This window comes from Entomohabitans teleogrylli (assembly GCF_001484765.1).
Taxonomy (GTDB): domain Bacteria; phylum Pseudomonadota; class Gammaproteobacteria; order Enterobacterales; family Enterobacteriaceae; genus Entomohabitans; species Entomohabitans teleogrylli.
Genome location: NZ_KQ947379.1, coordinates 1 through 18,163, shown reverse-complemented (window position 1 = coordinate 18,163; position 18,163 = coordinate 1). Strand labels below are relative to the sequence as shown.

At 57.2% G+C, this 18,163-nt stretch carries 19 protein-coding genes; 11 read left to right on the top strand and 8 right to left on the bottom strand.

The annotated features are described in order from the left end of the window. Nucleotides 1–12 precede the first annotated feature (12 nt). Nucleotides 13–1,746 carry an arginine--tRNA ligase gene (argS, locus tag AQ981_RS07315; protein ID WP_058911109.1) on the bottom strand — a complete coding sequence of 578 codons (1,734 nt, stop codon included), beginning with the start codon at nt 1,744–1,746 and terminating at the stop codon, nt 13–15. A gap of 168 nt (nt 1,747–1,914) precedes the next feature. Between argS and AQ981_RS07310 the strand changes: the two genes are divergently transcribed. Together AQ981_RS07310 and cutC are read left to right on the top strand one after the other, a co-directional pair. Beyond that, entirely contained in the window at nt 1,915–2,484 is a 570-nt protein-coding gene (locus tag AQ981_RS07310; RefSeq protein WP_058911108.1) for a VOC family protein, read from the top strand. Nucleotides 2,485–2,562: 78 nt separating this feature from the next. Continuing rightward, the gene (gene cutC / locus AQ981_RS07305; protein WP_058911107.1) at nt 2,563–3,297 is read left to right on the top strand and encodes a copper homeostasis protein CutC; all 735 of its coding nucleotides are present in this window, start codon (nt 2,563–2,565) and stop codon (nt 3,295–3,297) included. Nucleotides 3,298–3,395: 98 nt separating this feature from the next. Here the strand turns inward: cutC and cmoB are convergent, their stop codons facing one another. The 5 genes from cmoB to AQ981_RS07280 form a co-directional block, all read right to left on the bottom strand. Beyond that, nucleotides 3,396–4,367 carry a tRNA 5-methoxyuridine(34)/uridine 5-oxyacetic acid(34) synthase CmoB gene (gene cmoB / locus AQ981_RS07300; protein WP_058911106.1) on the bottom strand — a complete coding sequence of 324 codons (972 nt, stop codon included), beginning with the start codon at nt 4,365–4,367 and terminating at the stop codon, nt 3,396–3,398. Then, nucleotides 4,367–5,104 carry a carboxy-S-adenosyl-L-methionine synthase CmoA gene (gene cmoA, locus AQ981_RS07295; RefSeq protein WP_058911105.1) on the bottom strand — a complete coding sequence of 246 codons (738 nt, stop codon included), beginning with the start codon at nt 5,102–5,104 and terminating at the stop codon, nt 4,367–4,369. Before cmoA ends, cmoB begins: the two co-directional genes overlap by 1 nt. Nucleotides 5,105–5,146: 42 nt before the next feature. Beyond that, a complete protein-coding gene (locus AQ981_RS07290) occupies nt 5,147–5,542 on the bottom strand; it encodes an MAPEG family protein (RefSeq protein WP_058911104.1) in 396 nt (131 codons plus the stop codon). 67 nt (nt 5,543–5,609) lie between these two features. Further along, nucleotides 5,610–6,431: a DUF72 domain-containing protein gene (locus tag AQ981_RS07285; RefSeq protein WP_058911103.1), complete on the bottom strand. Its 822-nt coding sequence runs from the start codon at nt 6,429–6,431 to the stop codon at nt 5,610–5,612. A gap of 10 nt (nt 6,432–6,441) precedes the next feature. Further along, nucleotides 6,442–7,008, bottom strand: coding sequence for a hydrolase (locus AQ981_RS07280; RefSeq protein ID WP_058911102.1), 567 nt, complete (start codon nt 7,006–7,008; stop codon nt 6,442–6,444). A gap of 361 nt (nt 7,009–7,369) precedes the next feature. Between AQ981_RS07280 and aspS the strand changes: the two genes are divergently transcribed. The 6 genes from aspS to ruvB all read left to right on the top strand — a co-directional run bounded on the left by aspS (nt 7,370) and on the right by ruvB (nt 12,763). Continuing rightward, nucleotides 7,370–9,142, top strand: a complete 1,773-nt coding sequence (aspS, locus tag AQ981_RS07275; protein ID WP_058911101.1) for an aspartate--tRNA ligase — start codon at nt 7,370–7,372, stop codon at nt 9,140–9,142. 1 nt (nt 9,143) lies between these two features. Beyond that, a complete protein-coding gene (gene nudB, locus AQ981_RS07270) occupies nt 9,144–9,623 on the top strand; it encodes a dihydroneopterin triphosphate diphosphatase (RefSeq protein ID WP_058911100.1) in 480 nt (159 codons plus the stop codon). After that, nucleotides 9,610–10,350 (top strand): YebC/PmpR family DNA-binding transcriptional regulator, encoded by a 741-nt coding sequence (locus tag AQ981_RS07265; RefSeq protein WP_058911099.1) that lies wholly within the window; start codon nt 9,610–9,612, stop codon nt 10,348–10,350. The genes nudB and AQ981_RS07265 overlap by 14 nt, the downstream gene beginning before the upstream one ends. Before the next feature lie 40 nt (nt 10,351–10,390). Further along, nucleotides 10,391–10,912 carry a crossover junction endodeoxyribonuclease RuvC gene (gene ruvC, locus AQ981_RS07260; protein ID WP_058911098.1) on the top strand — a complete coding sequence of 174 codons (522 nt, stop codon included), beginning with the start codon at nt 10,391–10,393 and terminating at the stop codon, nt 10,910–10,912. 220 nt (nt 10,913–11,132) lie between these two features. Continuing rightward, on the top strand, nt 11,133–11,744 hold the full coding sequence (gene ruvA / locus AQ981_RS07255; RefSeq protein ID WP_058911097.1) for a Holliday junction branch migration protein RuvA: 612 nt from the start codon (nt 11,133–11,135) through the stop codon (nt 11,742–11,744). An 8-nt stretch (nt 11,745–11,752) separates the two neighbouring features. Continuing rightward, nucleotides 11,753–12,763 (top strand): Holliday junction branch migration DNA helicase RuvB, encoded by a 1,011-nt coding sequence (gene ruvB / locus AQ981_RS07250; protein WP_058911096.1) that lies wholly within the window; start codon nt 11,753–11,755, stop codon nt 12,761–12,763. A gap of 130 nt (nt 12,764–12,893) precedes the next feature. Here the strand turns inward: ruvB and znuB are convergent, their stop codons facing one another. Further along, entirely contained in the window at nt 12,894–13,679 is a 786-nt protein-coding gene (znuB, locus tag AQ981_RS07245) for a zinc ABC transporter permease subunit ZnuB (protein WP_058911095.1), read from the bottom strand. Further along, nucleotides 13,679–14,431: a zinc ABC transporter ATP-binding protein ZnuC gene (gene znuC / locus AQ981_RS07240; protein ID WP_058911359.1), complete on the bottom strand. Its 753-nt coding sequence runs from the start codon at nt 14,429–14,431 to the stop codon at nt 13,679–13,681. The genes znuB and znuC overlap by 1 nt, the downstream gene beginning before the upstream one ends. A 79-nt stretch (nt 14,432–14,510) precedes the next feature. Here znuC and znuA point away from each other — a divergent pair, with 79 nt between their 5' ends. The 3 genes from znuA to lpxM all read left to right on the top strand — a co-directional run bounded on the left by znuA (nt 14,511) and on the right by lpxM (nt 18,061). Continuing rightward, a complete protein-coding gene (gene znuA, locus AQ981_RS07235; protein WP_058911358.1) occupies nt 14,511–15,455 on the top strand; it encodes a zinc ABC transporter substrate-binding protein ZnuA in 945 nt (314 codons plus the stop codon). A gap of 15 nt (nt 15,456–15,470) precedes the next feature. After that, entirely contained in the window at nt 15,471–16,799 is a 1,329-nt protein-coding gene (mepM, locus tag AQ981_RS07230; protein ID WP_071608828.1) for a murein DD-endopeptidase MepM, read from the top strand. A gap of 287 nt (nt 16,800–17,086) precedes the next feature. Continuing rightward, entirely contained in the window at nt 17,087–18,061 is a 975-nt protein-coding gene (gene lpxM / locus AQ981_RS07225) for a lauroyl-Kdo(2)-lipid IV(A) myristoyltransferase (protein WP_058911093.1), read from the top strand. Nucleotides 18,062–18,163 lie beyond the last annotated feature (102 nt).

The following is an 18,163-nucleotide window of genomic DNA, read 5'->3' as shown; positions in this document are numbered from 1 at the left end:
AGGGGATGTGAATTACATCCGCTCAACCGTTTCAATCCCCAGAGTATCCAGCCCCAGTTTGAGGGTTTTCGCGGTCAGTAGCGCCAGCTTCAGACGGCTCTGGCGCTGTGCATCGCTGTCGGCATTAAGGATCGGACAGTGCTCATAAAAGCCGGAGAACAGACCGGCCAGGTCGTAGAGATAGCTGCACATCACGTGCGGCGTGCCGTCCCGGGCGACAACGGCCAGCGTCTCTTCAAACTGCAGCAGGCGTACCGCAAGTTGAATTTCATGGCTGGCTTCCAGCACCGGTACTGCGCTCAGATCCGCTTCGGCAATGCCGGCTTTGCGGAATACCGACAGCACCCGGGTATAGGCGTACTGCATATAGGGCGCGGTATTGCCTTCGAAGGCCAGCATATTATCCCAGTCGAAGACATAGTCAGTGGTGCGGTTCTTCGACAGGTCGGCATATTTCACCGCCCCGATACCCACGGCATTGGCCAGTTTTTCCAGCTCGGCCGGGTCCATATCCGGGTTTTTTTCACTAACCAGACGGCGGGCGCGTTCCAGCGCTTCATCCAGCAAGTCGGCGAGTTTAACCGTACCGCCGGCGCGGGTTTTAAACGGTTTACCGTCTTTGCCGAGCATCATACCGAACATATGGTGCTCCAGCGCGACGGATTCCGGCACATAACCGGCTTTACGTACGATGGTCCACGCCTGCATCAGGTGCTGATGCTGACGTGAATCGATGTAGTAGAGCACCCGGTCGGCATGCAGAGTTTCATAACGGTATTTGGCGCAGGCAATATCGGTGGTGGTATAGAGGTAGCCGCCATCCTTTTTCTGGATGATGACGCCCATCGGTTCCCCTTCCTTGTTTTTAAACTCGTCAAGGAACACCACGATGGCGCCTTCGCTCTCCTCGGCCAGCCCTTTGGCTTTCAGGTCGGCGACAATCCCCGGCAACATTGGGTTGTAGAGGCTTTCACCCATAACATCGTCACGGGTCAGGGTCACATTCAGACGCTGATAGGAGATTTGGTTCTGGGACATGGTGATGTCTACCAGTTTGCGCCACATCTGGCGGCAGTACTCATCGCCGCCCTGCAGTTTTACGACATAACTGCGCGCGCGCTCAGCGAAGGATTGGTCTTCATCATAGGTTTTCTTCGCTTCGCGATAGAAGCCTTCCAGATCGGCCAGCGCCATGTCGCCGGCGTTTTCATTTTGCTGCTTTTCGAGGTAAGCGATCAGCATACCGAACTGGGTGCCCCAGTCGCCAACGTGGTTGGCGCGAATCACTTTATGGCCGAGAAACTCCTGGGTACGCACCGACGCATCGCCGATAATGGTCGAACGCAGGTGGCCGACGTGCATCTCTTTGGCTACGTTGGGGGCGGAGTAGTCGATAACAATGGTCTGCGGCCGGGCGACCGGGGCAATACCGACGCGATCGGATTGCACCGCGCGATCGATGTGCTGCGCCAGAAAGGCCGGATCGAGGAAAATATTGATAAAGCCCGGACCCGCAATTTCGACTTTGCCGGCAATTCCCGCGAGATCGAGGTGAGCTACCGCCTGTTCAGCTAATTGTCGCGGGGGCATGCCCAGTTTTTTCGCGATAGCCATCACGCCATTGGCCTGATAGTCGCCAAACTGCACTTTTGCTGACTGGCGAACCTGAGGTTCGCAATCCGCAGGGGCACCTGCGGCAATCAGTGCCTGACTGACTTTATCTGAGAGAAGAGCCTGAATATTCACGGGTTACCTTACATTAAAACGCCGCGGCGCGAAGGCGGGCGGCGTATCGGGTGTGGAAAAAATAAGAGGAGAAGTATACTGCATTTGCCCGGGGTCGTCAGCCCTTGTCGCCGCGCTGGCGGCCCGCGGCGCGACAGGGTAGATTAGGCGCTTTTGTGGTAGCGAGGAATGGCGAGAGTGAACTGGCAAACGTGTGATCAACTGGCGGATTTAGTGGCTGACCTGGGGCGATTCTCTGCCGACCTGAGCGCCCTGGCTGAACGGCTGGGGCTGAATATCGCGCCGCTATCCGCCGACCATATTTCTCTGCGCTGTCATCAGAATGCCACGGCGCAGCGCTGGCGGCGCGGCCTGGAACAGTGCGGCTCGCTGTTGTCGGAAACGATGATTAATGGCCGCCCGATTTGCCTGTTTCGCCTGCGCGAGCCGGTGATTGTCGGTCACTGGCGGTTTCTGGTGGTCGAACTGCCGTGGCCGGGTGAAAAACGCTATCCCCATGAGGGCTGGGAGCATATCGAAATTGTCCTGCCCGGGGATCCGCAAACCCTTAGCGCCCGGGCGCTGGCGCTACTGTCGGATGACGGGCTGGCGCAGCCGGGGATCTTTGTGAAAACCAGCGCCCCAAAAGGGGAGGCCGAGCGGCTGCCCAACCCGACGCTGGCGGTGACCGACGGCAAGGTGACCATCAAATTTCATCCATACTCAATTGAAGAGATTGTCGCCAGCGAGCAGCCGTGAGGGGCGAGTGACAATATCTGCGCTGGCGGCGAACCCGGGACACAGCGCAATGGCAAAGCGAAATATCAGGAGGCCAGTGTGGCGTTATTAGAAATTTGTTGTTATGGGCTGGACGCAGCGCTTACCGCTGAGCAGTTCGGGGCCGATCGCATCGAGCTGTGCAGCGCTCCGGCAGAGGGGGGGTTAACGCCGTCGCTGGGGGTGCTGAAAAAAGTCACAGAGCGGGTTTCCATTCCCGTTCACCCGATTGTGCGTCCGCGCGGCGGGGATTTTTGCTACAGCGCCAACGAGTTTCAGACCATGCTCGACGATATTGATACCGTGCGAGACCTGGGTTTCCCGGGGCTGGTTGTCGGCGTGCTGGATGAAGACGGCAATATTGACGTCGCGCGTATGGGCCAGCTAATGGCGCGCTGCGGCGGGTTGCAGGTGACGTTTCACCGGGCGTTTGATATGTGTCGCGACCCGTTTCAGGCCGTTGATCAATTGGCCGATTTAGGGGTGGCGCGGATATTGACTTCCGGTCAACAGCAAACGGCGGAGCAAGGATTAAGATTAATTACGGAACTAAAAGCGCATTGCGGTGCTCCAATTATTATGGCTGGTGCCGGAGTGCGTCTGGCGAACCTCGGGCGCTTTATAGCGCAAGGGGTGGAAGAGCTGCACAGCTCCGCGGGATGTCTGGCGCCATCGCCGATGCGCTATCGTAAATCCGGCGTCTCTATGTCAGCCGATACTGGCGCCGATGAGTTCAGTCGCTATTGTGTGGATGGCCCCACGGTAGCGGCAATGAAAGCGATGCTTTCCCGATAGTTTGCCCGCCATCAACTTTTTTGCCGCGCATCATGTCGCCCAATATGATGTTTGCATGTACCAGGCCCCGGTCGCTTTGCCGGGGCTTTTTTTATGGTTCAGGGTTTGCGGGCAATCAGGATGGCGCGCAGCGGCGCCGGGTAACCTTCGCAAGTGCGGCGGCTGTCGGCGGGGTCGAGAAAATCCGCCAGCGATTCCGAGGTCATCCAGGTGGTGCGGCGCTGCTCTTCGCTGGTGGTCGGGCAGCTATCGACAATGCGCACATCAACGAAACCGCATTTTTCCAGCCAGTTCTTCAATGCCAGCGCGGAAGGAATAAAATAGACGTTGCGCATCTGCGCATAGCGCTCGCCGGGCACCAGCACGGTACTGGCATCGCCTTCCACCACCAGGGTTTCCAGCACCAGTTCGCCGTCCTTTACCAGTTGATCTTTTAACTGCCAGAGGTGATCAAGGGGCGAGCGGCGGTGATAAAGCACCCCCATGGAGAATACCGTATCGAAGGCGTTAAGCGCCGGAAGCTGCTCAATGCCCAGCGGCAGCAGGTGGGCGCGCTGATCGTTGCCGAGCAGTTTACGCACCGCTTCGAACTGGCAGAGAAATAGCTGTGTCGGATCGATACCGACTGCCAGATGGGCGCCGGCTCCCACCATGCGCCACAGGTGATAGCCGCTACCGCAGCCCACGTCGAGGATAGTTCGTCCGGCGAGCGGCGAAAGATGGGGCAATACCCGCTCCCATTTGAGATCCGAGCGCCATTCGGTATCGATATGGATGCCGTAGAGATCAAAGGGACCTTTACGCCACGGCATCAGATTGCGCAGCAGTTTTTCGATACCGATTTTCTGGCCCTCCCCGAGCGGAGTTTGCGCTTCAGCGGTGACGCTGTGTAACAGATCGAGCCGCCAGGGCAGCAGGGCCGGCAGAAATTCGACGCTATTCATCCACTGCTTAAACTGCCCGTGCAGCGATTCGCGCTGCCACTGCGCCACCTGAGCCGGCAGGGTTTCCAGCCACGGGGCCAGCGGACCTTTAGCGATCAACTGATAAAAATTGCCGAAATCGACCATTACGCTCCCTCCTTGAGTGCGATCAGGGAGCCGAAATTAAAGCACTGGAACCACAGCTCGCTGTGGCTGAAGCCGGCCTGGCGCAGCCGCGCTTTATGGGTTTCCACCGAATCGGTAAGCATCACGTTTTCCAGCATGCTGCGCTTCTGGCTGATTTCCAGTTCGCTGTAGCCGTTGGCGCGCTTGAAATCGTGGTGCATGTTGAACAGCAGTTCGCCGACGGTGGCATCTTCAAAGCTGAATTTTTCCGACAGTACCAGCGCGCCGCCGGGATTCAGACCCCGGTAGATCTTATTGAGCAATTGCTGGCGATCGTCGGGGTCGAGGAACTGAATGGTGAAATTGAGCACCACCATGGAGGCGTTTTCGATGGCGATATGGCGGATATCGTCTTCCAGTACCTCGACCGGGGTATGGCCGCGAAACGCGGTGATATGCCGCCGACAGCGTTCGACCATTGCCGGTGAGTTGTCCACCGCGATAATCCGGCACCCATCGTGATGAATATTGCGCCGTACCGACAGGGTGGCGGCGCCCAGCGAACAGCCGAGGTCATACACCTGGCTGGCCGGGGTGACAAAGCGTTCGGCCAGCATACCAATCATGGAGATGATGTTGGAGTAACCGGGCACAGAACGCTGGATCATGTCCGGGAAGACTTCAGCCACACGTTCATCGAAGGTCCAGTCGCCCAGTTTGGCTATCGGGGCGGAAAACAGCGTATCGCGGTCAGACATAACTCTTTAAATCCGGGGAAAACGAGAGGGGCGTATTGTGCGTTAATGGAGCGCGAAAACCAACTCCCACGGCATATACCACAAATTCGCCAGTACCATCAGCAACAGCGCGCACCAGGTGGCGCTCATACCGGAACGCCGCCAGCGCACCAGCCGCTGATGATAACCGTGATAGTGCATCAACCGCCCGGCAATCAGCAGCAGGCCGCAGAGATGCACCATCCAGGTTTCGGCGCCGTTCATCTCCATCAACAGTAATAACAACAGGCCGATGGGAATATATTCCACCGCGTTGCCGTGAATGCGGATCGCGCTTTGTAATTCACTGAATCCGCCGTCCCCATAGGAGACGCGGTACTGCATCCGTAAACGCGCGACATCAAAAGAAAACTTAATCAATAACAACGCACCCAGCACGGCATAAAGCGCGCTTACCATAGGAACTCCGTGTCAACCTGTTTGATGGCACTGCTTATGATAGCCTGCTCTGGCGCCAGTGTCGCTATTACAGAAACAACGAATCCTGGTGGGGGATGGCCGGAGCCGCGCCGAGCGTCGGAAAAACGCGCTGTAGCGCCGGCCAGAGGGTGCGCACCAGCTCCGGCGCCTGGGCGATATCCGGCGTATGCAAAAACAGCCACGGCACGCTCTGTTGTTCCCAGAGCGGCAACTTTTCCAGCCACGGCGCGAACAACGCCTCATTTTGCGCCATATTATCACTGCCGATAAAGCGTACCATTGGCGACTTACCGGTTATCAGCGCGTGTACCGGCACGACCGGCTTTTTACGCTGGGCCTCGCGGATGGCGGCGGTGGATGGAATAGCCGCGTGCACCGGGCGGCTGTCAAGAATCACCCGATTGACGCCGCGCTGATGCAGGCCGCGATTAAGGTCGCGCTCATCGTCCCCTTTGGCGAAAAATTGCCGGTGACGGACTTCAACGCCATAAGTGAAGTCGTCGGGCAGGGCGTCGAGGAACTGCCACAGCGCCGGGAGATCGCGTGGCCCAAAGGCGGCGGGAAGCTGGAGCCAGTACTGACCGATGCGCGCCGCCAGCGGCGCCATGCGTGTGAAGAACTCCTGCGTCAAATCGTCGCAGTGGCGCAGGGCGGCCTGATGGGAAATGGTGGCCGGAAATTTAAAGCAGAAGCGGAAATCATCACTGGTCATGGCCCGCCAGCGCAGCACGGTTTCCGCGCCGGGCAGCGCGTACAGCGTGGTATTGCCCTCCACACAGTTAAAGTGGCGGGCATAATCCTCAAGGGTGGAAATCCCTAACCGCGTCCATTTCGGGTGCGACCATTGCGGCAGTCCTATGTAAATCATAACGCCGCGGCTACAGTGCCGCGAGGATCTCCTCTGTGCTGCGTACCCGGCTGATACGCGGGAAAATATGTTCGATACTGTGGCGGTGCTGCTCGCCGCTGGCGGCGCTACAGGCGTCTTCGGCGATCACCACCCCGAAACCCAGCTCCCAGGCGTTGCGGGCGGTGGATTCGACGCCAATATTGGTCGCGATGCCGCACAACACAATGGTCTCAATACCGCGGCGGCGCAACTGGAGCTCCAGGTCGGTGCCATAAAAAGCGCCCCACTGGCGCTTTATCACTTCAATGTCGCTGTCCCGCTTACCGAGCGCCAGCGGATAGTGCCACCATTGCGCCGGCAATCCGCCGGTCGGCGCCGGGGCATCGACCGGCTGTTTCAGCGCATCGGCGTAATCCGCGGACCAGCCCACCCGCACCATCACCACCGCAGAACCGCTGGCGCGAAACTTTTCCGCCAGCAGCGCCGCGCGCGACACAACTTTATCGGCGCTGTACGGGCCGCCGGCGTACGGCAGAATCCCTTCCTGAAGATCGATGATCACCAGCGCTGTCGTAGCGGCGTTTAGTTGTAGCATAAAGAGTACCTCTCATCACGGAAATCCTGGCTCAGGTTGTACACCATAAGCATATCCCCGGCGCAGTGGCGTATTCTTTATTGTTAGTTTTTGTGAGAATTCGTCGCGATGCCGCCCGGCTATTCAGCCCGTTGGGGAATTTTTTGCTGCGCCGCCTCGACGCGGCCGAAAGGATTTTGTGTAATAGAGGCCGGAGTGCTCAGTAAACGCACAGGAAGACGGCAGTGGGCTTATCTATGCGGGGAATATCCAGTATACTAGCCGCCTTTTTTTCATTCAGTTATGACATTCAGAAATAGCTGCGACAGTGACTCCTGGAATCAGGTAGCCAGCGGCCTGCGGCTAAGTTAAGGGATATCTCATGCGTACAAAATATTGCGGGCAGCTCAACCTGTCCCATGAAGGGCAGCAAGTGACGCTGTGTGGCTGGGTCAATCGTCGGCGTGACCTCGGTAGCCTGATTTTTATTGATATGCGTGACCGCGAAGGCATCGTTCAGGTGTTCTTCGACCCCGACCGTCAGGAGGCATTCAAACTGGCCTCTGAGCTGCGGAATGAATTTTGTATTCAGGTGACCGGTACCGTACGCGCCCGCGAGGAGCGTAACGTCAATCGCGACATGGCCACCGGCGAGGTCGAGCTGTTCGCCACCGAACTGACCATTATCAACCGCGCCGAACCACTGCCGCTGGATGCCAATCAGGTTAACACCGAAGAGGCGCGCCTCAAGTACCGCTACCTCGACCTGCGTCGCCCGGAAATGGCCCAGCGTCTGAAAACCCGCGCCAGAATCACCAGCTTTGTGCGTCGCTTTATGGACGATCACGGCTTTCTGGACATTGAGACCCCGATGCTGACGAAAGCCACGCCGGAAGGGGCGCGCGACTATCTGGTGCCCAGCCGGGTTCATAAAGGCAAATTTTACGCGCTGCCGCAGTCGCCGCAGTTGTTCAAACAACTGCTGATGATGTCCGGCTTTGACCGCTATTATCAGATTGTGAAATGCTTCCGCGACGAAGATCTGCGCGCCGACCGCCAGCCGGAATTTACCCAGATCGACGTTGAGACCTCTTTTATGACCGCGCCGCAGGTGCGTGAAGTGATGGAGGCGCTGATCCGCAATCTGTGGCTGGAGATTAAAGGCGTCGATCTCGGGGATTTCCCGGTGATGACCTTTGCCGAAGCGGAGCGCCGTTTTGGTTCCGATAAACCGGATCTGCGTAACCCGATGGAGCTGGTGGATGTCGCCGACCTGCTGAAAAACGTTGAGTTTAAAGTGTTCTCCGGCCCGGCCAACGATCCGAAAGGGCGTGTGGCGGCGCTGCGGGTGCCGGGCGGCGCGCAACTGAGTCGTAAACAGATCGATGAGTACGGCAAGTTCGTTGAAATCTACGGCGCCAAAGGTCTGGCGTACATTAAAGTTAATGAGCGCGCGCAGGGGCTGGAAGGGATAACCAGTCCGGTCGCTAAATTCCTCAATGCCGATATTGTTGCCGAAATCCTTGAGCGCACCGGCGCGGCCGACGGCGATATGATTTTCTTCGGCGCTGACAGTAAAAAAGTGGTGGCCGACGCGCTGGGGGCGCTGCGCCTCAGGCTGGGCAAAGATCTCAGCCTGACGGATGAGACAAAGTGGGCGCCGCTGTGGGTGGTAGACTTCCCGATGTTTGAAGACGACGGCGAAGGCGGTCTGGCGGCGATGCACCATCCGTTCACTTCGCCGCGCGACATGAGCCCGGCGGAGCTGAAAGCCGCGCCGGAAACGGCCATCGCTAACGCCTATGATATGGTGATTAACGGTTATGAAGTGGGCGGTGGTTCAGTGCGTATTTACAGCGGTGAAATGCAGCAGACAGTGTTCGGCATCCTGGGCATTAATGAGCAGGAGCAGCGCGAGAAGTTTGGCTTCCTGCTTGATGCCCTGAAGTTCGGCACCCCGCCGCACGCTGGTCTGGCATTTGGTCTGGATCGCCTGACTATGCTGCTGACTGGCACTGACAATATTCGCGATGTTATCGCGTTCCCGAAAACCACGGCGGCGGCCTGTCTGATGACCGAAGCGCCAAGCTTCGCGAACCCGACGGCACTGAATGAACTGGGCATCGCGGTGGTCAAAAAAGGCGAGAATAGCTGAGATGGCCTGGAAGCAACCCGTTTCGGTGCTGGTGGTGATTTACGCGCAGGACACGAAGCGGGTGCTGATGCTGCAGCGGCGCGATGATCCGGACTTCTGGCAGTCGGTCACCGGCAGTCTGGAAGCCGGAGAGAGCGCACTGCAGGCTGCGCGGCGTGAAGTCATGGAAGAGATAGCCATTGATGTGGCCGCTGAGCGGTTGGCTCTGGTGGACTGCCAGCGCCGCGTGGAGTTTGAGATTTTTTCACATTTGCGTCATCGCTATGCGCCGGGAGTGGTGCGCAACACGGAATACTGGTTCTGTCTTGCGTTGCCCCATGAACGCCAGGTGGTTATTAGTGAACATCTGGACTGGCGGTGGGTAGAGGCCCCTCAGGCGGCGTCCCTCACCAAGTCGTGGAGCAACCGGCAGGCGATTGAAGAATTTGTTATTGCTGCGCCTGATACAGGCGCTTTTGGAGAGAGTTATGGCAGGTCATAGTAAATGGGCCAATACAAAGCACCGCAAAGCGGCACAGGATGCTAAACGCGGTAAAATCTTTACCAAAATTATTCGCGAGCTGGTTACGGCGGCCCGTCTGGGCGGCGGCGACGCGGCGTCTAACCCGCGTCTGCGCGCGGCGATTGATAAAGCGCTGTCCAACAACATGACCCGCGATACCCTTAATCGCGCTATCGCCCGCGGGGTTGGCGGTGACGACGACGCCAACATGGAAACCATCATTTATGAGGGGTATGGTCCGGGCGGTACCGCCGTGATGGTGGAATGTCTGAGCGATAACCGCAACCGTACCGTTGCCGAAGTTCGCCACGCCTTTACCAAATGCGGCGGCAACCTGGGTACGGATGGTTCCGTCGCCTATCTGTTCAGCAAGAAAGGCATTATCTCCTATGAAGCGGGCGATGAAGACACCATTATGGAAGCGGCGCTGGAAGCCGGCGCTGAAGATGTGGTGACTTACGATGACGGCGCCATCGACGTTTATACCGCCTGGGAAGAGCTGGGCGCGGTACGCGACGCGCTGGAAGCGGCTGGCCTGAAAGCCGATAGCGCTGAAGTATCGATGATCCCTTCCACCAAAGCGGATATGGATGCGGAAACCGCGCCGAAGCTGCTGCGTCTTATCGACATGCTGGAAGACTGTGATGATGTCCAGGAGGTTTACCACAACGGTGAGATCTCTGATGAGGTGGCAGCAACACTCTGATGGGGTGTTTCCGCGCTCTTAACCCTGCCGGAGGTGTGTGATGGCGATTATTCTCGGCGTTGACCCGGGGTCACGCATCACCGGTTACGGGGTGATTCGCCAGACCGGTAGGCAGTTAACCTACCTGGGCAGCGGCTGTATTCGCACCAGCGTTGATGATTTACCCACCCGGCTGAAGCTGATTTACGCCGGTGTTTCGGAAATAATCACTCAGTTTCAGCCGGATTACTTCGCCATTGAGCGGGTGTTTATGGCCAAAAACGCCGACTCGGCCCTTAAGCTGGGGCAGGCGCGCGGCGCGGCGATTGTCGCCGCGGTGAATAATGCGCTGCCGGTGTTTGAGTACGCGGCGCGCCAGGTGAAGCAGACGGTGGTCGGCATTGGCAGCGCGGAAAAGAGCCAGGTGCAGCATATGGTGCGTACCTTGCTTAAATTGTCCGCCAACCCACAGGCGGACGCCGCGGACGCGCTGGCCATTGCAATCACGCACTGTCATGTCAGCCAGAACGCCGTACAGATTAGCGATAAGCGGCTGAATCTGGCCCGTGGACGGCTGGGCTGAGGCATCGGCAGGAGGCTGACAAGGTCCAGAAAGCAGGGTTTTTGGGCGTTGTGGTTAAAGGGTGAAAATCAGTAAATGGTTTTTCCGGTTGCTTTTCTGGCAGCCCGGGTCCGTCCTGCGACCGGGCGACGTTTAATCTCTTTATCGGGCTGGATATGCATCCAGCCTTTTTTATATCATAATGAACACACTTTTGATTCTTTAAACCCGGGGGTGCGATGTGATAGGCAGACTCAGAGGCATTGTTCTGGAAAAACAGCCACCGCTGGTGTTGCTGGAGGCGGGCGGCGTGGGTTATGAAGTCCATATGCCGATGACCTGTTTTTATGAACTGCCGGATGTCGGAAAAGAGGCGGTGGTGTTCACCCACTTTGTGGTGCGCGAAGACGCGCAACTGCTGTTCGGTTTTAATAATAAGCAGGAGCGAACTCTGTTCCGCGAGCTGATCAAGACTAACGGCGTGGGGCCGAAACTGGCGCTGGCGATCCTTTCCGGCATGTCGGCGCAGCAGTTTGTGAATGCCGTGGAGCGCGAAGAGCCTGCCGCGCTGGTGAAACTGCCGGGTATTGGCAAGAAAACCGCCGAGCGCCTGATTGTGGAAATGAAAGACCGCTTTAAAGGCCTGCACGGCGATTTGTTCACCCCGGCTGCCGAACTGGTGCTCACTTCACCGAGCGCGCCGACGGCGGATGACGCAGAGCAGGAAGCGGTTGCCGCCCTGGTGGCGCTGGGCTATAAACCTCAGGAAGCGAGCCGCATGGTCAGTAAGGTCGCCAGAACGGACGCCAATAGTGAAACCCTGATTCGTGAAGCGCTGCGTGCGGCGCTGTGAGGTAAAGGATGATTGAAGCAGACCGTCTGGTATCCCCGGAAAACCTGCCCATTGATGAGCAGGTCGACAGGGCGATTCGCCCGAAATTACTGAGTGAGTATGTCGGCCAGCCCCAGGTGCGGGAGCAGATGGAGATCTTTATCAAGGCGGCGAAGCTACGCGGCGACGCGCTGGATCACCTGCTGATTTTTGGCCCGCCGGGGCTGGGGAAAACCACTCTGGCCAACATTGTGGCTAATGAAATGGGGGTGAATTTGCGTACCACCTCCGGCCCGGTGCTGGAAAAAGCCGGCGATCTGGCGGCGATGCTCACCAACCTTGAACCCCACGATGTGTTGTTTATCGATGAGATCCATCGTCTGTCGCCGGTGGTGGAGGAGGTCCTCTACCCGGCGATGGAGGACTATCAACTGGATATTATGATCGGCGAAGGCCCAGCGGCGCGTTCTATTAAAATCGATCTTCCTCCCTTTACGCTGATTGGCGCCACCACGCGCGCCGGTTCTTTGACGTCGCCACTGCGCGATCGCTTTGGTATTGTGCAGCGGCTGGAGTTTTACCAGGTGGCCGATCTGCAGCATATCGTTGGCCGCAGCGCCGCCTATATGGGACTGGTGATGGATGATGCCGGGGCGCTGGAAGTGGCGCGTCGTTCGCGCGGAACACCGCGTATCGCCAACCGCCTGCTGCGCCGGGTGCGCGATTTTGCCGAAGTACGTCACGATGGCGATATCAGCCAGCAGATCGCGGCGCAGGCGCTGGATATGCTTAATGTCGACGCCGAAGGGTTTGATTATATGGACCGCAAGCTGCTGCTGGCGGTGATTGATAAGTTCCTCGGCGGCCCGGTAGGGCTGGATAACCTCGCCGCGGCGATCGGCGAAGAGCGGGAAACCATTGAAGATGTGCTTGAGCCGTATCTGATCCAGCAGGGTTTTCTGCAGCGTACACCGCGTGGGCGTATCGCCACGCCGCGCGCGTGGAGCCACTTCGGCATTACCCCTCCGCAACAGCCCTGATGTCCTGATGGCGTGTTCTGGCGGCCTGCTGCGGCGCCAGAACGCCGTTGCGCGACGCGATCGATTACCTGAAAATCTGCTGAAGACATCGATGCCAGCCGGGCACTGCCTGGCCCGGCCGTAATGCGTATTACTGAGGCTGCTTTTTCATCATGCTTAAGATAAACAGCAGCGCTGCCGCCAGTACCACGGAAGGGCCGGCTGGGGTGTCATAGCCTGCGGAAAACGCCATCCCGCCAGTGACGGCAACCATGCCGGCGACCACGGCGATCCCTGCCATCTGCTCCGGAGTGGTGGCGAAACGGCGGGCGGTGGCGGCAGGAATAATCAACAGCGAAGTGATGATCAGCGCCCCGACAAATTTCATCGCCACGCCAATGGTCAGTGCCGTGACCAGCATCAGCAATAATTTGGTGCGCTGCAACGCAACGCCATCGACGAAGGCCAGATCCGGGCTGATGGTCATTGCCAGAAGATTGCGCCACTGCCAGCACAAAACCCCGACCACGATGACAACGCCGATGGTAATGGCGATCAAATCGTCCGGAGTGACGGCCAGCAGGTCGCCAAACAGGTAGGCCATCAGATCGATACGAATATTGGACATCAGACTGACCACCACCAGACCCAGCGACAGGGCGCTGTGGGCCATAATGCCCAGCAGTGTGTCGATGGCCAGATGGGGACGTTTCTCCAGCCACACCAGCCCGAGCGCCAGCAGCAACGTAACGGCGATAACCGCGTAAAAGGGGTTAACGTTCAGCAGCAGACCGAAGGCGACCCCCAGCAAAGAGGCATGGGCCAGGGTATCGCCAAAATAGGACATCCGGCGCCAGACCACGAATGAGCCGAGCGGGCCTGCCGCGCAGGAAAGCAAAACGCCGGCCAGCCAGCCGGGAAACAGAAGTTCAAGCATTACTGACCATTTCCTTTGCGCAAAATAATTCGCCCCTGCAGATCGTGGCGATGGTTATGACGATGGCGATAGATACCCAGTTGCTCGGCGCCGCGGGAGCCAAACATGGAGATGAATTCCGGGTGGGTGGAGACCACTTCCGGCGCGCCGGAACAGCAGATATGGTGATTCAGGCACAATACTTCATCGGTTTTGGCCATCACCAGATGCAGGTCATGCGACACCATTAGCACCGCGCACTGTAACTCGTGGCGTAGCTGATCGATGAGATCGTACAGCGCCAGTTGGCCGTTGACGTCCACACCCTGAGTGGGCTCGTCCAGCACCAGCAACTGAGGCTGATTGAGCAGGGCGCGAGCCAGCAAGACGCGCTGGTTTTCGCCTCCGGACAGCTTCTGCATCGGCGCGTCAAGCAAGTGCGTCGCCTGGACGCGCCTGAGCGCCGGCAGGAGATCCGCTTTGCGTACCCCGGGGCGCAGGCGCATAAAACGGCTTACCGTCAGCGGTAGAGTCGGATCGAGATGTAATTTTTGCGGCACATAGCCGATACGCAGTTTTGGTTCGCGGGTAATGACGCCTTCATCAGGCGCGATCAGACCCAGAACGATGCGCACCAGGGTCGATTTACCCGCTCCATTTGGCCCCAGTAGCGTGAGAATACGCCCGGGTTTCAGCATTAGCGAGATGTCTGACAGGACGCGGCGCTGGCCAAAGGAAACGGAGATATGCTCCAGGGAAACCAGATTCGTCATAAATAAATTAAACATTGCAAGAAATGGCGAATGTTATAATATCACAATTCCTGCAAACCTCACGATGATAAGTTGCATTATGTTACATAAAAAAACGCTTCTTTGCGCTGCCACGTCCGTAGCACTGCTGTTTGGATCCTGTGCCAGCGCCCAAGCCGCCGTGGTGGCCTCCCTGAAACCGCTCGGTTTTATCGCCTCCGCCATTACCGATGGGGTGACCGATACTCAGGTATTACTTCCCGACGGCGCCTCTGAGCATGACTATTCGCTGCGTCCTTCTGATATAAAACGCTTACAGAGCGCGGACTTAGTGGTATGGATAGGCCCGGAAATGGAAGCTTTTATGCACAAACCCGTCACGCAGTTCGCTTCCCAAAAGCAGATTGCGCTGGCAGAGCTTAGCGCCGTTAAACCTCTGTTGATGAAGGGGAGCGATGCTGATGAACATGATGATCACGAGCATCACCACGATAGCGGAAAACGTGACGAAGATCACCATCATGGGGAATACAACATGCATCTTTGGCTCTCGCCAGAGGTGGCGCGGCTCTCCGCTGTTGCAATCCACGAAAAATTAGTGGAACTTATGCCGCAAAGTAAAGCCAAACTAGACGCCAACCTGCAGCATTTTGAGGCACAATTAGCCGCAGCAGATAAGCAGTTGACGAGCACGCTCGCGCCACTTAAAGGAAAAGGTTATTTCGTTTTCCACGATGCTTACGGGTACTTCGAAAAACATTACGGTCTAACGCCGCTCGGCCATTTTACCGTCAACCCGGAGATCCAACCCGGCGCGCAGCGTCTGCATGACATCAGAACACAGTTGGTTGAGCAAAAAGCCGTGTGCGTATTTGCTGAGCCACAATTCAGGCCAGCGGTCATCGAAGCCGTTGCCAGAGGTACGCAGGTTCGAATGGGAACGCTGGATCCTCTCGGCACCGCCATTAAGCTGGGTCCGGATAGCTACACGCAGTTTCTGACCCAGCTATCAGACCAATATTCGAGCTGCCTGAAAGGAGATTAATGAGGAAGTGGATACGTGCAACAGATAGCCCGCTCTGTCGCCAGGACATTTAATAATTTGCCCCGCCCTCACCGTGTGATGCTGGGGTCCCTTACAGTTCTTACTCTTGCGGTCGCCGTCTGGCGACCCTATGTTTACCACCCGAACAGCGTCCCGCTGGTAAAAGTGATTGAACCGGAAAAGCTGGAAAGCCGTTCGCTATTGCCGGAAGCCAGTGAGCCTATCGACCAGACGACGCCGGAAGAAGACGAAAGTCTGAATTTGCCTCAGGACGAACTGGATGACAAAACCACCGGCGCCGACGGTATTCATGAATATGTGGTCTCTACCGGCGATACGCTGAGCAGCGTCCTGAACCAGTACGGTATTGATATGAGCGACATTTCGCTGCTCGCTCAGTCCGACAAAGAATTGCGTAATCTGAAAATCGGCCAGCAGATCTCCTGGACGCTGAACGCCGACGGCGAACTGCAACAGATGGTCTGGGAGATGTCGCGCCGCGAAACCCGCACTTACGACCGGTCTGGCAACGGTTTTAAAATGAGCAGTGAAACCCAGCAGGGCGACTGGGTTAACAGCGTGCTGAAGGGAACCGTGGGCGGCAGCTTTGTCGCCAGCGCCCGTTCCGCAGGGTTAACCAGTAACGAAGTGAGCTCGGTTATCAAAGCGATGCAGTGGCAGATGGATTTTCGCAAGCTGAAAAAAGGCGACGAATTTTCAGTGCTGATGTCCCGCGAAATGCTCAACGGTAAACGGGAGCAGAGCCAACTGGTCGGGGTGCGAATTCGTTCCGGCGGTAAGGATTACTATGCGATTCGCGCCGAGGACGGGAAATTTTACGACAAGAGCGGCTCCGGGCTGGCGAAAGGGTTTATGCGTTTCCCGACCGTTAAGCAATTCCGCATCTCTTCTAATTTCAACCCGCGGCGGGTGAACCCGGTGACTGGTCGCGTCGCGCCGCATAAAGGCGTCGACTTCGCCATGCCGCAGGGGACGCCGGTACTGGCCGTCGGGGATGGCGAAGTGGTGACGGCGACGCGCAGCGGCGCTGCCGGGTACTACATCGCGATTCGCCATGGCCGCTCCTACACCACGCGTTATATGCATCTGAAAAAGCTGTTGGTTAAACCGGGGCAAAAGGTGAAACGTGGTGAGCGTATCGCGCTGTCGGGGAATACCGGCCGCTCTACTGGTCCGCACCTGCATTATGAAGTATGGATTAACCAGCAGGCGGTTAACCCGCTGACCGCCAGATTGCCGCGCAGTGAAGGTTTGATGGGCGACGATCGCCGCAGTTACCTCGCGCAGGTGAAAGAGGTGGTCCCGCAATTGCGCTTTGATTGATTTGTTCTGATGAGAGAGCCGGTGTGACACTGCGCCGGCTAAGTTTGATGGCAAATCTCATTTCATTGCCAGGGTACCTGAATCTCCCGTTGAAAAATAAGGAAAATCAATTTATTGATTTTCTGCTAATCACCCCTGAGGAGAAAAAACCACGTTTATTCTTCCTTAGTCAGCAGGTTGATCCGGTGTGACTACGCCGGCTTTTTGTTTTGTCTGCGGTCAACAGGGCCGTTAGAATAGGCCTTATATGACTCGATTTATAAAGTACTACGGGCCCGAGAGCAGGCATGGAAAAAGAGAAAAAATCAAATATTGAGTTTATTCCGCAGTTTAAGCGGGAATTTTTGCATCCCCGTTACTGGGGGGCCTGGTTCGGGGTCGCGGCTTTTATTGGTCTGGCGCTAACGCCGCCGGCGGTGCGCGATCCGCTGTTAGGCAAACTGGGGCGGCTTACCGGCAAGCTGGCGAAGAGCGCCCGGCGCCGGGCGCAGATTAATTTGCTGTACTGTTTTCCTGAACTGTCGGAGCAGCAGCGGGAAGTGATAATTGATGAGATGTTCGCCACTGCGCCCCAGTCGATGGTGCTGATGGCGGAGCTGGGGTTACGGGACCCGCGGAAAGTGATGGCCAGAGTGGACTGGCATGGCAAAGACATTATTGACGAGATGAAAGCCCGGGATGAAAAAGTCATCTTTCTGGTACCCCATGGCTGGGCTGTGGATATCCCGGCGATGCTGATGGCCTCCGGCGGCCAGAAGATGGCGGCAATGTTTCATAATCAGGGAAATCCGGTTTTTGATTATATCTGGAATACTGTACGGCGGCGTTTTGGTGGCCGTATGCACGCTCGCAATGATGGTATTAAGCCGTTCATCAGTTCGGTGCGCCAGGGGTACTGGGGATACTATTTGCCCGACCAGGATCATGGCGCTGAGCACAGCGAGTTTGTCGATTTTTTTGCCACTTATAAAGCGACATTGCCGGCGATTGGTCGGCTGATGAAGGTCTGTCGCGCCCGGGTGGTCCCGCTATTCCCGGTGTATAATGCCAGGACGCATCGCCTGGATATCTACATTCGTCCGCCCATGGACGATCTGCTGGACGCCGACGATCGCACAATCGCCCGGCGTATGAATGAAGAAGTCGAGATTTTTGTACGCCCACATCCTGAGCAGTATACGTGGATACTCAAGCTACTGAAGACGCGCCGGGACGGGGAGACAGAGCCTTACAAGCGAAAAGATCTCTACCGCAAGTCATAACTGATTGTATAACTTGTTTTTAGCAAAAAATCGCTGGCGCAATATTCATTGCGCCAGTTTTTTGTGCACAGAAAACCCCCAGCTAGGCTGGGGGTTCCGGAA

Coding starts and splice junctions, on each gene's coding strand:
- lpxM (WP_058911093.1), top strand. CDS start 17,087: ATGGAAAAAGAGAAAAAATCAAATATTGAGTTTATTCCGCAGTTTAAG.
- nudB (WP_058911100.1), top strand. CDS start 9,144: ATGGCCTGGAAGCAACCCGTTTCGGTGCTGGTGGTGATTTACGCGCAG.
- cmoA (WP_058911105.1), bottom strand. CDS start 5,104: ATGTCTGACCGCGATACGCTGTTTTCCGCCCCGATAGCCAAACTGGGC.
- cmoB (WP_058911106.1), bottom strand. CDS start 4,367: ATGGTCGATTTCGGCAATTTTTATCAGTTGATCGCTAAAGGTCCGCTG.
- znuC (WP_058911359.1), bottom strand. CDS start 14,431: ATGACGAATCTGGTTTCCCTGGAGCATATCTCCGTTTCCTTTGGCCAG.
- znuB (WP_058911095.1), bottom strand. CDS start 13,679: ATGCTTGAACTTCTGTTTCCCGGCTGGCTGGCCGGCGTTTTGCTTTCC.
- AQ981_RS07310 (WP_058911108.1), top strand. CDS start 1,915: ATGGCGAGAGTGAACTGGCAAACGTGTGATCAACTGGCGGATTTAGTG.
- AQ981_RS07285 (WP_058911103.1), bottom strand. CDS start 6,431: ATGATTTACATAGGACTGCCGCAATGGTCGCACCCGAAATGGACGCGG.
- ruvC (WP_058911098.1), top strand. CDS start 10,391: ATGGCGATTATTCTCGGCGTTGACCCGGGGTCACGCATCACCGGTTAC.
- aspS (WP_058911101.1), top strand. CDS start 7,370: ATGCGTACAAAATATTGCGGGCAGCTCAACCTGTCCCATGAAGGGCAG.
- AQ981_RS07290 (WP_058911104.1), bottom strand. CDS start 5,542: ATGGTAAGCGCGCTTTATGCCGTGCTGGGTGCGTTGTTATTGATTAAG.
- AQ981_RS07280 (WP_058911102.1), bottom strand. CDS start 7,008: ATGCTACAACTAAACGCCGCTACGACAGCGCTGGTGATCATCGATCTT.
- ruvB (WP_058911096.1), top strand. CDS start 11,753: ATGATTGAAGCAGACCGTCTGGTATCCCCGGAAAACCTGCCCATTGAT.
- znuA (WP_058911358.1), top strand. CDS start 14,511: ATGTTACATAAAAAAACGCTTCTTTGCGCTGCCACGTCCGTAGCACTG.
- AQ981_RS07265 (WP_058911099.1), top strand. CDS start 9,610: ATGGCAGGTCATAGTAAATGGGCCAATACAAAGCACCGCAAAGCGGCA.